The sequence below is a fragment of the Mycobacterium sp. E2733 genome, from assembly GCF_001667585.1.
Taxonomy (GTDB): domain Bacteria; phylum Actinomycetota; class Actinomycetes; order Mycobacteriales; family Mycobacteriaceae; genus Mycobacterium.
This window is the reverse complement of sequence record NZ_LZJZ01000084.1, coordinates 80,511-93,578: the sequence shown is the minus strand read 5'-3', so window position 1 is coordinate 93,578 and position 13,068 is coordinate 80,511. Positions and strand designations below refer to the sequence as shown.

The window sequence follows — 13,068 nt, the reverse complement described above, 5'->3', positions numbered from 1 at the left end:
ACTGCTGCGACTCAACGCGAATGTCACCGGGCATCGGCTGCTGCGCGGTGCCATCCGCCCGGGCGCGGTCGCGCTGCGGGCGCTACCCGACGTCGCCGAGCTGCGATCCATTGCGGCTGACGTCGCCGAGGTCGCCGAACTGACCCTGCGCAACTCCGTCGTGTACGACCGATTCGCCGGGACGGCCGTCCTGCAGCGAGACGACGCCCGGGCCCTCGGCTGCCTGGGCTACGTCGCTCGGGCGAGCGGCGTGCGCACCGACGCCCGCCTCGAACACCCCACCACCGCGCTACCCGTCACCGAGATCGACGCCGCAGCGGGTGACGTGCTGGCCCGCTACACCGTGCGGCGCGACGAATTCGCCGCGTCCATCGAGCTGGCCTGCCAGCTGGTCGAATCACACTGCGGCGCAATCGAACACGTCGAAGACGTGCCCGCGCCGCGCGCTCCCGGCAGCGGCGTCGGCATTGTCGAAGGCTGGCGCGGCACCATCGTGCACCGCGTCGAGACCGGCGCGGCCAACAGGATCACCCGCGCGAAGATCGTCGATCCGTCATGGTTCAACTGGCCCGCGCTGCCGGTGGCGATGGCCGACACCATCGTCCCGGACTTCCCGCTGGCCAACAAGAGTTTCAACCAGTCCTACGCCGGCAACGATCTTTGACGCGCCGCCGCTACGCTTCGCCCGCCAGGGCGAACCGGCCGTCGGCGGTCTGCGCGACCAGGCCGTCGGCCAGCAACGAATACAGGGCCCGGTCACGCTGGGCCGTATCGGTCAGCCATGCCACGTCCAGCTCCGCCCGGGTGACCGGAGAATCGTTGCCGCGCAACACGTCCAGCAGGCGTCCGCGAACCTGCCGGTCGGTTCCGGCGTAGGTCTGCGCACGTCGGGCCGGCCCCTGCGCCGGGGGATGACCGGCGTCCCGCCACGCGCATCGGGCAAGCGGGCACAACCCGCACCGCGGCGTTCGCGCGGTGCACACCGTCGCGCCGAGTTCCATCAGGGCGACGGAAAACCGCGGCGCCGTTTCGTCCCCGGGCAACAGCGCCGAGACGTCGGCGTGGTCGCGCGCCGCGGACGGGTTCCCGGCGTCGGCCCGCCCGTGCACGGCGCGGGCCACCACCCGCCGGACGTTGGTGTCCACCACCGGGACCCGTTGGCGGTAGGCGAAGCACGCGATGGCGCGCGCGGTGTAGCTGCCGACGCCGGGCAGGGTCAGCAGGGTGTCGACGTCGTCGGGAACCACGTCGTCGTGCTCGCGCGCGACGACGGTCGCGCACTCGTGCAAGCGCTTGGCCCGCCTCGGATAACCCAGCTTGCCCCAGGCGCGCAGCACGTCGGCGGCGCTGGCGGCGGCCGTGGCCGAGGGGGTGGGCCACCGCCGCACCCAATCCGACCAGATCGGCAGCACCCGCGACACGGGCGTCTGCTGCAGCATGAATTCGCTGACCAGGATCTGCCATGCGCTGACGCCGGGTTCCCGCCAGGGTAGGTCGCGGCGGGATCGTTCGTACCAGTCAAGAAGGTCGGTAACTGATATGTGTTTCGGGCCGTTTGCCGGCGGATGCGGCATGATGTCAGCCATGCCTAACACCAGCCCGGTAACCGCGTGGAAAGCACTCAAAGAGGGTAACGAGCGATTCGTCGCCGGGAAGCCCCAGCACCCCAGCCAGAGTGTCGAGCACCGGGCCAGCCTGGCCGGCGGACAGAAGCCCACCGCGGTCGTCTTCGGCTGCGCGGACAGCCGGGTGGCGGCCGAGCTCATCTTCGACCAGGGTCTGGGCGACATGTTCGTGGTGCGCACGGCCGGGCAGGCCATCGACTCGGCGGTGCTGGGCTCCATCGAATTCGCCGTGACGGTTCTCGACGTGCCGCTGATCGTGGTTCTGGGCCATGACAGCTGCGGTGCCGTCAAGGCGGCCCTGGGCGCAATCGACGAAGGCGCGATACCTGCCGGGTTCGTCCGGGACGTGGTGGAACGGGTCGCACCGTCGATCCTGATGGGCCGCCGCGAAGGCCTCAGCCGCGTCGACGAGTTCGAGGCACGGCACGTGAGCGAAACGATCGCCCAGCTCATGTCGCGGTCGAGCGCGATCGCCGAGCGGGTGACCGCCGGCGCCCTGGCGATAGCGGGCGCCACCTATCACCTGGCCGACGGGCGGGCGGCGCTGGTCGACCACGTCGGCGACATCGGCGAATAAGGGGCGAATAGCGGGCCAGCAACCCGCCTTCTGGGCACGGCACTAACACGGCGGTCAGCCAGCAAACCCCGCGACACGCCGGGGCGGGTCAGGCAACTCGACGTGACCTGGACCTACGCTGCAAACGTGCTGGATCTGGAACCGCGTGGCCCGCTACCTACCGAGATCTATTGGCGGCGCCGTGGCCTGGCCGTGGGCGTCGCGGTCGTCGTCGTAGGGATCGTGGTCGCCGCGGTCATCGCCTTCATGGGACACAACGGGGGCGCCAAGCCCGCCAGTGCCGACAAACCCAATTCCGCCCAAAGCAAGCCCGGCTCGCCCGCGCCGCAGGCGCCTCCGCCGGCCGCACCCGGGGAGCAGCCCAACCCGGCGGCGCCGCAACAGGGCCAGAACCCGGAGATGCCCACCCCGACGGCCGCGGTGCAGCCGCCGCCGGTGCTGAAAGAGGGCGACGACTGCCCCGATTCGACGCTGGCCGTCAAGGGTCTGACCAATGCGCCGCAGTACTTCATCGGTGATCAGCCGAAGTTCACCATGGTCGTCACCAACATCGGCCTGGTGTCCTGCAAGCGGGACGTCGGCGCCGCGGTACTGGCGGCATACGTGTACTCGCTGGACAACAAGCGGCTGTGGTCGAACCTGGACTGCGCGCCCTCCAACGAGACGCTGATCAAGACCTTCACCCCGGGCGAGCAGGTGACGACCGCGGTGACGTGGACGGGGATGGGGTCGGCACCGCACTGCCCGCTGCCCCGGCCGGCGATCGGCCCGGGCACCTACAACCTCGTCGTGCAGCTGGGGAACCTGCGCTCGCAGCCGGTTCCGTTCATCATGAACCAGCCGCCCCCGCCGCCGGGCCCGGTGCCCGGACCGGGTCAGCCGGCCGCCGCGCCGCCGCCGGAGGCACCGCCGGTCGCGCCCGTCCCGGCCGGCTAACTAAGCGGGTCGGAGATCGTCGACTCCGCGAGCTGCGATAGACCCTCGCGCACGTGGCGGGCCCACATCGCGCCGATGCCCTCGACCGACTGCAGGTCGCCGGCGCTGGCCGCCAACAAGCCCTGCAGCGTCCCGAACGACCGGACCAGCAGGTCGGAGTGGGCGAACTGCAGCCGCGGGATGCTGGCCAGCGCGCGGTAGCCGCGCGGGCTGACCGCCGAATCCTGTGCCTCCGCCGTGGTCGGATAGCCGAAAACCTTTGCCAGCGCGGTGAGTTCGAGCAGCTCGGTGTCCGAGAGGGCGTCCAGCTCCTCGAGGGTCGCCGTCATCTGCGCTTTGGACAGCGGCTCCGGGCTGGCGTGGTAGTCGCGCACGGTCAGTTCGCGCGCGATGTCGTTGCCGCCCAGCAGCTCGTCGAGCTGCAGCCGCAGCTGGCGCCCGTCGGTGCCCAGCTCGACGACGTCGTAGTCGATCACCAGACCGATCCGCCGGACCAACTCGAGCCGCTGCACTACGGTCATCACGTCGCGCAGCGTGACGAAGTCCTCGATCTCGGCGAGCGATAGTTGCCTGCTGACCTCGTCGAGCCGGGTCTTGTACCGCTCCAGGGTCGCGATCGCCTGGTTGGCCCGGGACAGGATGGTCGCGGAGTCGGCCACCACGTGGCGTTCCCCGCCGACGTAGACGGTCACGATGTTCATCGAGTGGCTCACCGAGATCACCGGATAACCGGTCTGAATCGCCGCGCGTTCCGCCGAGCGGTGCCGCGTACCGGATTCGTCGGTGGGTATCGACGGGTCCGGCACCAGCTGCACGTTGGCCCGCACGATGCGGCTGCCGTCGGTGGACAGCACGACGGCGCCGTCCATCTTCGCCAGTTCGCGCAGCCGGGTCGGCGCGTACCGGACGTCGAGGGCGAAGCCCCCGTCACAGATGGCCTCGACGTTTTCGTCGTTGCCGATGACGATCAGGGCGCCGGTGCGGCCACGCAGGATGCGCTCCAGGCCGTCGCGCAGCCCGGTGCCCGGCGCCAGGCGGGCGACGGTCTCACGCAGTGTCGGACGTGTCACAGGCTGTCATTGTGCGGCCCCGCCGCGTTATGCGTCCAGCCGTTGCGCGGCGCGGCGATGGCTTTCATGTGCTGCAGCGCCGCGACAATGGTCGGGGCGCGCAGCGCCCGCATCCCATCGGGCACGATCTCGCGGCGTGGGTCGTCGCCGTCCGGGATCAGCGCGATGCTGAATCCCTGGCGCGCGGCCTCAGCCAGCCGCCGTTCCATCCCGCCGACCCGCCGCAGGTCGCCCGCGAGCCCCACCTCGCCGATGATCACCGCCGTCGTCGGCAGCGGCCGATCGGAGTAGGCCGAGGCCAGCGCCATCGCGACGGCCAGGTCCGAGGAGGGATCCGTCAGCCGCATGCCGCCCACGGTGGACAGGTAGACGTCGTGGACGCTGACGGCCAGCCTGCCGTGCTTTTCCAGCACCGCGCTGATCATCGCGGCCCGGGAGTGGTCGATCCCGCTGACGGCGCGGCGCGGCGAGCCGCCCGCAGGTGGCGCCAGCAGCGCCTGCACCTCCCCGATCAGCGGCCGCTTCCCGTCCAGCGTCACGGTGATCGCGGTCCCGGCGACCGGCGCCGGCCGCTGATCCAGAAAGAGGTTCGACGGGTCGGACACGTCCTCGATCCCGTTGTCGTGCAGCGTGAAGCAGCCGACCTCGTCGGCCGCGCCGAACCGGTTCTTGATCCCGCGGACCATCCGCAGCGACCCGTTGCGGTCGCCCTCGAAATGCAGCACCACGTCGACCAGGTGTTCCAGCGAACGCGGCCCGGCGATGGCCCCGTCCTTGGTGACATGGCCGACCAGGATCAGTGCGACGCCGTTGGCCTTCGCGGCCGCGGTCAGCGCGGCGGTGACCGCGCGGACCTGCGTAACCCCGCCGGCGACGCCGTCGGCCTCCGTCGTAGACATGGTTTGCACCGAGTCCACGATCACCAGGGCGGGCCGCACCGTCGCGATGTGGTCCAGCACCGTGTGCACGTCGGATTCGGCGGCGAGGTAGACCTCGTCTGCGCCGCAGCCGATCCGGTCCGCACGCAGCCGGATCTGGCCGGCGGACTCCTCACCGGAGATGTACAGCGCGCGCCGGCCCGAAAGCGCCCAGCGGTGGGCGACTTTGAGCAGCAGCGTCGACTTTCCCACGCCGGGATCGCCCGCCAGCAGCGTGACCGAACCGGGCACCACGCCGCCCCCGAGCACCCGGTCGAGTTCCCCGACGCCGGTGGAGCGGTGCTGGCTGGCGTTCGGTTCGACGGAGGTGATCGGGACCGGCCGGGAAGCCGAAGCCGAGGCCGAACCCACGCGCCGGCCACCCACCGCGGTCAGCACCGGCGCCTCATCGACGGTCCCCCAGGTGCCGCACTCCAAGCAGCGGCCTACCCACTTGGCGGTGACGTGCTGGCATTCGGAGCAGCGGTATTGCGAGCGCGGATTTGCCACGCCATGACGGTATCGAGCCGGTACGACAAATCCGGCTATGACAGGCGGTTACGCGCGCCTAGCTTTGCTGCGGCGCGTTCAACCCGGCCGAAACCGGCACCAGCACGGTCGCCTGACCGGCCTTCTCGAAGTTGAAGGTGAAGTTGTACAGCAGGCCGTTGCTGATGGGCTTGGCGAGGGTGACGGTCGCCTTGGCCGCGTTGTTGTTGGCGCCCAGGGGGCCCGGGGCCACCTTCTGGCCCTCCGGCGTCCCGATCATCAGTGTGCCGCCGGCGGGCAGCCGGCCGTCTCCGCTCACGGCCACCGAGCCGACGTCGCTGGTGATGCTCACCAATCTGTCCGGCGTGTCCGGCGACTTGTTGATGGCGACCAGCACCAGATCCACCGTCCGCCCCGGCTGCACGGAGTCACCGGTCTGCGTGGCCTGTAGGCGGATGTCGCGCAGTGCCACGTTCTTGAAGGTGACTTTGTTGCCGTTGATCGCGGGTTCCTGGACGGCCATCTGCGAGACCTGGCCGGCCCCGCAGCCACTCAGCAGGACCGCGGTCGCCGCGACCAGGCCGACGAGAGCGGCCCGGAAGGGGAGGCTGATCTCGAATCGGTTCACTCAATGCCTCCTGCTGGGCCGGTTCGACTGATGCAACTATGCACAGTAGTAGGAAGGTTTCGCGCGCGGTAGCGCGGGGCGTTAGACCAGCCCGGGAGCCCCTCCCGCGGGGTCGTCTGCGCCGCTCGGGGGCCGCCCTCAGGGCCGAATGGGCGCGTTGGTAATGTGCATCACTGCACGTTCTGCTCCCCCTGTCAACCCCTAATCTGTGCGTGTTGTGCCCCTGACCTGCATCGTTGCTCCACGCGCGATTGGGCGGCCGTGTTAGACTGAAGTAACGAAAGGGGCTCGAATCAGATGATCTTCAAGGTCGGCGACACCGTTGTTTACCCGCATCACGGTGCTGCGTTAGTCGAGGCGATTGAAACCCGCACCATCAAAGGGGAACAAAAGGAATATCTCGTCTTGAAGGTGGCGCAGGGCGACCTGACCGTTCGAGTACCCGCCGACAACGCCGAGTACGTCGGTGTCCGCGACGTCGTCGGGCAAGAAGGCCTCGACAAGGTGTTCCAGGTGCTGCGGGCTCCGCACACCGAAGAGCCGACCAACTGGTCGCGCCGCTACAAGGCCAACCTGGAAAAGCTGGCCTCCGGCGATGTCAACAAGGTGGCCGAGGTGGTTCGCGACCTGTGGCGTCGCGACCAGGAACGCGGCCTGTCCGCCGGCGAGAAGCGCATGCTGGCCAAGGCCCGCCAGATCCTGGTCGGCGAATTGGCGCTCGCCGAGAGCACCGACGACGCCAAGGCGGAAACCATCCTCGACGAGGTTCTGGCCGCCGCTTCCTGAAGACCCTGATCCTTCGGTGGTCACGGGGACAGTCTCCTCGGGCACGGTTGTCGCGGTAGTCCCGGCCGCAGGGTCGGGCGAGCGGCTGGGCGCCGGCATCCCGAAGGCATTCTGCGAGGTCGACGGGCGCACCTTGTTGGACCGCGCCGTCGACGGTTTGCTGGAATCCGGAGTCGTCGACCACGTGGTGGTCGCCGTCCCGGCGGCCCGGCTCGATGAGGCCAAGCGGGCCATGGGGGAGCGCGCCACCGTCGTCGCCGGCGGGGCCGACCGCACCACATCGGTGAGCCTGGCGCTGGCGGCCCTCGCCGGTGAACCCGAGTTCGTGCTGGTGCACGATGCCGCCCGCGCCCTGACGCCCCCCGCGCTGATCGTGCGGGTGGTGGGTGCGCTACGGGCCGGGCGCAACGCCGTCGTGCCCGCGCTGCCCCTGCATGACACCATCAAGGCCGTGGACGCCAACGACGTGGTCCTCGGCACGCCCGAGCGGGCCGGACTGCGCGCCGTGCAGACGCCGCAAGGCTTCGCCCGTGACTTGCTGCTGCGGGCCTACCAGCGCGCGGGCACCGCCGATTTCACCGACGACGCCTCGCTCGTCGAGAATGTCGGCGGCCAGGTCCAGGTGGTCGACGGCGACCCGCTGGCTTTCAAGATCACCACGCAGCTCGATCTGCTGCTGGCCGAAGCGATCGTGCGCCGGTGAGCGAGCTGCCTCGGGTCGGCCTCGGGGTCGACGTACACCCGATCGAACCCGGGCGGCCGTGCTGGCTGGTGGGTCTGCTGTTTTCCGGCGCCGACGGCTGCTCCGGCCACTCCGACGGCGACGTGGGCGCGCACGCGCTGTGCGACGCGCTGCTGTCGGCCGCGGGTCTGGGCGACATCGGCGCCATCTACGGGGTCGATGACCCACGCTGGAAGGGCGTCAGCGGTGCCGACATGCTGCGCCACGTCGTCGATCTGCTGGCCCGCGACGGATTCCGGGTCGGAAACGCCGCGGTGCAGCTGATCGGCAACCAGCCGAGGGTCGGTCCGCGCCGTGCCGAGGCGCAGCGGGTGCTCTCCGAGCTGTTGGGGGCTCCGGTCTCGGTGGCGGCGACGACGACCGACGGGTTGGGCCTGACCGGTCGCGGCGAGGGCCGCGCGGCCATCGCCACCGCGTTGGTGATGGCCGCCGGCTAAGGCGCGCGCAGCGCCGGGCACCTCGGAACCACCCGGTAAGCTGGCACGTCGTGACCGATCGCGCCCCCTTGCGGCTACACGACACGGCGGCCGGTGCCGTGCGTGATTTCGTTCCGCTGCGCGAGGGCCACGTTTCCATCTACCTGTGTGGCGCGACGGTTCAGGGCCTGCCGCACATCGGCCATGTTCGCAGCGGAGTGGCCTTCGACATCCTGCGCCGCTGGTTGATGGCGCGCGGCTACGACGTCGCGTTCATCCGCAACGTCACCGACATCGACGACAAGATCCTCAACAAGGCCGCCGCGGCCGGCCGGCCGTGGTGGGAGTGGGCCGCCACCTACGAGCGCGCGTTCAGCGCCGCCTACGACGCGCTGGACGTCTTGCCGCCGTCGGCCGAGCCACGCGCCACCGGGCACATCACCCAGATCGTCGAGCTGATCGAGCGGCTGATCGACACCGGCCACGCCTACACCGGCGGCGGCGACGTCTACTTCGACGTGCTCAGCTACCCCGAATACGGCGGGCTGTCCGGGCACAAGATCGACGACGTCCACCAGGGCGAAGGCGTGGCCACCGGCAAGCGCGACCAGCGCGACTTCACGCTGTGGAAGGGCGCTAAGCCCGGCGAGCCGTCGTGGCCGACGCCGTGGGGCCGGGGCCGGCCGGGCTGGCATTCAGAATGCGTTGCGATGGCGCGCGAATATCTCGGGCCGGAATTCGACATCCATTGCGGCGGAATGGATCTGGTTTTCCCTCATCATGAGAACGAGATCGCACAGGGCCGCGCTACCGGGGATGGATTCGCCCGCTACTGGCTGCACAACGGCTGGGTCACCATGGGCGGCGAGAAGATGAGCAAATCTCTGGGCAACGTGTTGGCCATCCCGGCGATGTTGCAGCGGGTGCGACCGGCGGAGTTGCGCTACTACCTGGGCAGCGCGCACTACCGATCGATGCTGGAATTTTCCGACGCGGCCCTGCAGGACGCGGTGAAAGCCTATGTCGGGGTTGAAGAATTTTTGCACCGCGTCCGCATTCGTGTCGGGGCGGTCGAGCCTGGCGAATGGACCCCGCGGTTCGCCGAGGCGCTCGACGACGACTTGGCCGTCCCGGCCGCGCTGGCCGAAATCCATCACGCCCGCGCCGAGGGCAACCGGGCGCTCGACGCCGGCGACCACGAGGGCGCGCTCAAACACGCCCGCGCGATCCGCACCATGATGGGCATCTTGGGATGCGACCCGCTCGACGAGCGCTGGGAAACCCGCGACGAGACGTCGGCCGCGCTGGCCGCAGTCGAGGTGTTGGTGCGAGCCGAACTGGAGAACCGGGAAAAGGCTCGCGAGCAACGCAATTGGGCGCTCGCCGACGAGATCCGGGATCGGCTGAAGATCGCGGGCATCGAGGTTACCGACACCGCGGACGGGCCGCAGTGGTCGCTGCAGGCCGGCCAGGACAGGTAGGGGCCAAGTAGATGGCCGGCAATTCCCGGCGCCGCGGGGCAATACGCAAAGCGGGCACCAAGAAGGGGCCCACTGTGGGTTCGGGCGGCCAGCGTCGCCGCGCGCTGGAGGGCCGCGGCCCCACGCCGCCGGCGCACCTGCGTCCCAACCATCCGGCCGCCAAGCGTGCCCAGTCCCCGCCGCGGCGGCCTACCAAGCGGACCCCCGACGAGACCGAAACGGTGCTCGGCCGCAACCCGGTGCTGGAGTGCCTGCGGGCCGGCGTCCCGGCGACCGCGCTGTATGTGGCCCTGGGCACCGAGGCCGACGAGCGGGTCACCGAAAGCGTTACGCGCGCGGCGGATTCGGGCATCTCGATCCTCGAGGTGCCACGCGCCGACCTGGACCGGATGACCAGCAACCACCTGCATCAGGGCATCGCCCTGCAGGTGCCGCCGTACGACTACGCCCACCCCGACGACTTGCTGACCACCGCGATCAATTCTCCGCCCGCGCTGCTGGTGGCGCTGGACAACATCTCCGATCCGCGCAACCTGGGCGCGATCGTGCGTTCGGTCGCGGCGTTCGGCGGCCATGGTGTGCTGATCCCGCAGCGCCGTTCGGCGTCGGTGACGGCGGTGGCCTGGCGCACCAGCGCCGGGGCCGCGGCACGCATCCCGGTGGCAAGGGCCACCAATCTCACCAGGACGCTTAAGGATTGGGCCGATCGCGGCATCCGGGTGATCGGCCTGGACGCCGACGGTGACACCGTCGTCGACGACATGGATGGGGCCGACCCACTGGTGGTGGTCGTCGGATCGGAAGGCAAAGGGCTGTCGCGACTGGTGCGGCAGAACTGCGACGAGGTGGTCTCCATTCCGATGGCCGGGCATGCCGAATCGCTGAACGCCTCGGTGGCAGCCGGCGTGGTGCTCGCCGAAATCGCGCGCCAACGCAGGGCTTGACTCCGGTGCACCGCGGGCCCGTGCGCCTCTGCGCCGCGCTGGCCCTCCTTGTCGCCCTGGCGCCGGCGGCCGGTGCCCAAACCCCCGAATTCGACCTGCAGGCCCATCGTGGCGGCCGCGGAGAGACCACGGAGGAGTCCTTGCGGGCATTCGCGAAATCACTCGAATTGGGCGTCAGCACACTCGAGCTCGACATCAACATCACCAGAGACGGGCAACCGCTGGTCTGGCACGATCCGACCATCGACGCCGAGAAATGCGCCGACACCGGGCCCGCGTTCGCCGGCGATCCGCAGTATCCCTACGTCGGCAAGTTGGTGCACGAACTCACCCTGCCGCAGATCCGCACGCTCGACTGCGGGCGGCGGCTGGCCGAGTTTCCCGATGCTGAAGTGGTGCGCGGCAACAAGATAGCCGTCCTGCCCGAGGTGTTCACGCTCGCCGATTCCTACCATGCGGCCGTGCGCTACAACGTCGAGACGAAAGTGGCGGCCGACAAGCCCGGCACCTCCGCCGATCCCCAACAGTTCGTCGACGTGATATTGGCGGCGGTCAGGTCGGCCGGCAAGGTGGGCCGCGTCGAGATACAGAGCTTCGATTGGCGGACCCTGCCGTTGGTGCACCGGGACGAGCCGTCAATTCCATTGGTGGCGTTGTACAACCAGGAGACCTGGGTGCCGGATTCGCCATGGCTGGCCGGTGAGAACGCCGCGGCTATCGGCGACCCGATGATTGGTGCCAAGCTGGTGGGCGCGGACATCATCTCGCCCAGGTACCAGTTGGTCACCGGTAAACCGTACGTCGAACGCGCACATGCGTTGGGACTAAAGGTAATCTCGTGGACGGTCGACGATGCGACCACCATGCGCGAACAGATCGGAGACGGCGTCGACGGCATCATCACCGACTACCCCACCCGGCTGCGCGGAGTGCTGGCCGAACTCGGGATGCCGCTGCCGCCCGCCTACCGGGCTTAGCGTCAGCGCGCCGCCTTCACCAGGACGTCGACGGATGCGACATCGGTATCGATGCCGGGTTGGCGCGCGCGGGCGGCGCGCCAGATCATGTTCGGACGCAACAGTCGCGTCGCGGGGTCGACGAGGGACGTCACCCTGATGAACTGATTCATCGCGGCGGTGTCGCTTTCGGCCGCGGTGAGCACCCGATCGACGTATTTGTTGAACAGTCGCGCGACGAGCGGTGCGGTGCCGTGGATTTCGGGCAGGGCAAGGTCGGGGTTGGTCGACAGCTGCCAGGCCTGGCGGATCGGCGCCGCCGCGGCGCGGAAGAAGCGCCGCGCCAAATGGTCGGTGCCGGCAGCCAAGCAGTCGCGCAGCGCCAGCGCCTCGAGCGCGGCGACCGTCATGCCCTGGCCGTAGATCGGGTTGAAGCTGCAGATCGCGTCGCCGATGACCAGCAGGCCCTCGGGGAAGCGCCGCAGCTTGTCGTAGCGGCGCCACCGACTGCACGGCATCCGGTGCCGCACCGGTTCCCCGATGGGTTCGGCGGCTCGCACCGCGGCGAGCAGATGGGCCGGCGCGCAGTCCGCCACGAAATCACACATGTCCGCAAGATCGAGCGCCGCCGGCTCCTGACCGGCCACCCCCATGACCGTGAGCAGCCACGTGTCATTCTCGCAGTGCAGCAGGCCGCAACCTCTCGGCCTGCCCGGCACGATCCCGATGAGGAAGCCGAGTTCTCGCGGCGCTTCCGCCGTCATGCGCAGCGCCTGGCTGGCGTAGGTCAGCTGCACGTCGACGCGATCCTCATGCGGGCGGTCGTACCCCAAGTCGTCCAGCCAGGTCGGGGTGCGGGCGGCACGGCCGGTGGCATCGACGACCAACTCGGCGGGCAGCGTGGTCGGTTCGCCGGTGCGGCCGCAGACCACCCGCACTCCCGTGACCCGGTGGCGGTCGCCGGTCGTCACCGGCCCCAGGATGAAGTGCTCGTCGAGCAGGGTGACGTTGGGGATCGCGCGCAGCCGCGCGCGGACGTGGTCTTCGAGGAACGGCCGTGTCGCGCTGTAGGCGGTCAGCCCGGTGGCGCTGCCGCGCCGCGCCAACAGGTGCCCGCCGACGTTGTAGTAGAGCTCGGAGAGATCCTGGCCGTCGAAGTGATGCGCGCCGTCGAGAACCATCTCGTCGAGGACGCCGGGAAACATCCCCTCGATCACCTGAGCTCCGCGGGCCAGCAGGGCGTGCAGGTGCCGGCCCTGCGGCACGCCCCGGCGAGCGGCGTGGGCGTCGGGGAGCGGGTCGCGCTCCACGACCGTCACCGTGTCGAAGAAGTCGGCAAGCGACCGTGCGGCCAGCAAACCGGCCATGCTCGCTCCCAATACCACCGCGTGACTGCCGATCCTGGCCTCCATGTCGGACATGGCACACCGCCTTTCTGACCGCTGGCTGACAAAAGCCATGCTCACAGCGCTCGGCAGGCGCCGATAGCGTAGTCGGCTAC

Annotated in this window: 13 protein-coding genes and 1 pseudogene; 9 read left to right on the top strand and 5 right to left on the bottom strand. The window is 69.7% G+C overall.

From position 1 onward, the window contains the following. Positions 1 to 664 (top strand): annotated as a pseudogene (locus A5678_RS15455) (formate hydrogenase); the annotation flags it as partial. A 10-nt stretch (positions 665 to 674) separates the two neighbouring features. On the opposite strand, the gene A5678_RS15450 reads toward A5678_RS15455, so the two are convergent. Then, a complete protein-coding gene (locus A5678_RS15450) occupies positions 675 to 1,586 on the bottom strand; it encodes an A/G-specific adenine glycosylase (protein ID WP_068043819.1) in 912 nt (303 codons plus the stop codon). Here A5678_RS15450 and A5678_RS15445 point away from each other — a divergent pair. Together A5678_RS15445 and A5678_RS15440 are read left to right on the top strand one after the other, a co-directional pair. Then, positions 1,585 to 2,202: a carbonic anhydrase gene (locus A5678_RS15445; protein WP_068043816.1), complete on the top strand. Its 618-nt coding sequence runs from the start codon at positions 1,585 to 1,587 to the stop codon at positions 2,200 to 2,202. The two genes, A5678_RS15450 and A5678_RS15445, sit on opposite strands and share 2 nt — an antisense overlap. A 126-nt stretch (positions 2,203 to 2,328) precedes the next feature. Further along, positions 2,329 to 3,138, top strand: a complete 810-nt coding sequence (locus A5678_RS15440) for a hypothetical protein (RefSeq protein ID WP_156746926.1) — start codon at positions 2,329 to 2,331, stop codon at positions 3,136 to 3,138. Here A5678_RS15440 and disA read toward each other — a convergent pair. Genes disA through A5678_RS15425 form a run of 3 tightly spaced genes read right to left on the bottom strand, consistent with a single transcriptional unit; the run spans position 3,135 to position 6,242 of the window. Then, a complete protein-coding gene (gene disA, locus A5678_RS15435; RefSeq protein WP_068043812.1) occupies positions 3,135 to 4,208 on the bottom strand; it encodes a DNA integrity scanning diadenylate cyclase DisA in 1,074 nt (357 codons plus the stop codon). The two genes, A5678_RS15440 and disA, sit on opposite strands and share 4 nt — an antisense overlap. After that, positions 4,205 to 5,635: a DNA repair protein RadA gene (gene radA / locus A5678_RS15430; protein ID WP_068043810.1), complete on the bottom strand. Its 1,431-nt coding sequence runs from the start codon at positions 5,633 to 5,635 to the stop codon at positions 4,205 to 4,207. Before radA ends, disA begins: the two co-directional genes overlap by 4 nt. Before the next feature lie 58 nt (positions 5,636 to 5,693). Next, positions 5,694 to 6,242 carry a hypothetical protein gene (locus A5678_RS15425; RefSeq protein ID WP_068043808.1) on the bottom strand — a complete coding sequence of 183 codons (549 nt, stop codon included), beginning with the start codon at positions 6,240 to 6,242 and terminating at the stop codon, positions 5,694 to 5,696. A 297-nt stretch (positions 6,243 to 6,539) separates the two neighbouring features. Between A5678_RS15425 and carD the strand changes: the two genes are divergently transcribed. The 6 genes from carD to A5678_RS15395 are packed head-to-tail and all read left to right on the top strand — an operon-like array spanning position 6,540 to position 11,588. Continuing rightward, positions 6,540 to 7,028, top strand: a complete 489-nt coding sequence (gene carD / locus A5678_RS15420; RefSeq protein ID WP_007166539.1) for an RNA polymerase-binding transcription factor CarD — start codon at positions 6,540 to 6,542, stop codon at positions 7,026 to 7,028. A gap of 16 nt (positions 7,029 to 7,044) precedes the next feature. Further along, positions 7,045 to 7,731 carry a 2-C-methyl-D-erythritol 4-phosphate cytidylyltransferase gene (gene ispD / locus A5678_RS15415; RefSeq protein WP_068043807.1) on the top strand — a complete coding sequence of 229 codons (687 nt, stop codon included), beginning with the start codon at positions 7,045 to 7,047 and terminating at the stop codon, positions 7,729 to 7,731. Further along, positions 7,728 to 8,207 (top strand): 2-C-methyl-D-erythritol 2,4-cyclodiphosphate synthase, encoded by a 480-nt coding sequence (gene ispF, locus A5678_RS15410; RefSeq protein WP_068043804.1) that lies wholly within the window; start codon positions 7,728 to 7,730, stop codon positions 8,205 to 8,207. The genes ispD and ispF overlap by 4 nt, the downstream gene beginning before the upstream one ends. Before the next feature lie 50 nt (positions 8,208 to 8,257). Next, entirely contained in the window at positions 8,258 to 9,667 is a 1,410-nt protein-coding gene (cysS, locus tag A5678_RS15405; protein WP_068043802.1) for a cysteine--tRNA ligase, read from the top strand. 11 nt (positions 9,668 to 9,678) lie between these two features. After that, positions 9,679 to 10,611 carry a 23S rRNA (guanosine(2251)-2'-O)-methyltransferase RlmB gene (gene rlmB, locus A5678_RS15400; RefSeq protein WP_068043800.1) on the top strand — a complete coding sequence of 311 codons (933 nt, stop codon included), beginning with the start codon at positions 9,679 to 9,681 and terminating at the stop codon, positions 10,609 to 10,611. Next, positions 10,608 to 11,588, top strand: coding sequence for a glycerophosphodiester phosphodiesterase (locus A5678_RS15395; protein ID WP_231983679.1), 981 nt, complete (start codon positions 10,608 to 10,610; stop codon positions 11,586 to 11,588). Before rlmB ends, A5678_RS15395 begins: the two co-directional genes overlap by 4 nt. A gap of 2 nt (positions 11,589 to 11,590) precedes the next feature. Here A5678_RS15395 and A5678_RS15390 read toward each other — a convergent pair whose 3' ends face one another. Continuing rightward, positions 11,591 to 12,988 (bottom strand): NAD(P)/FAD-dependent oxidoreductase, encoded by a 1,398-nt coding sequence (locus tag A5678_RS15390; protein ID WP_231983678.1) that lies wholly within the window; start codon positions 12,986 to 12,988, stop codon positions 11,591 to 11,593. Positions 12,989 to 13,068 lie beyond the last annotated feature (80 nt).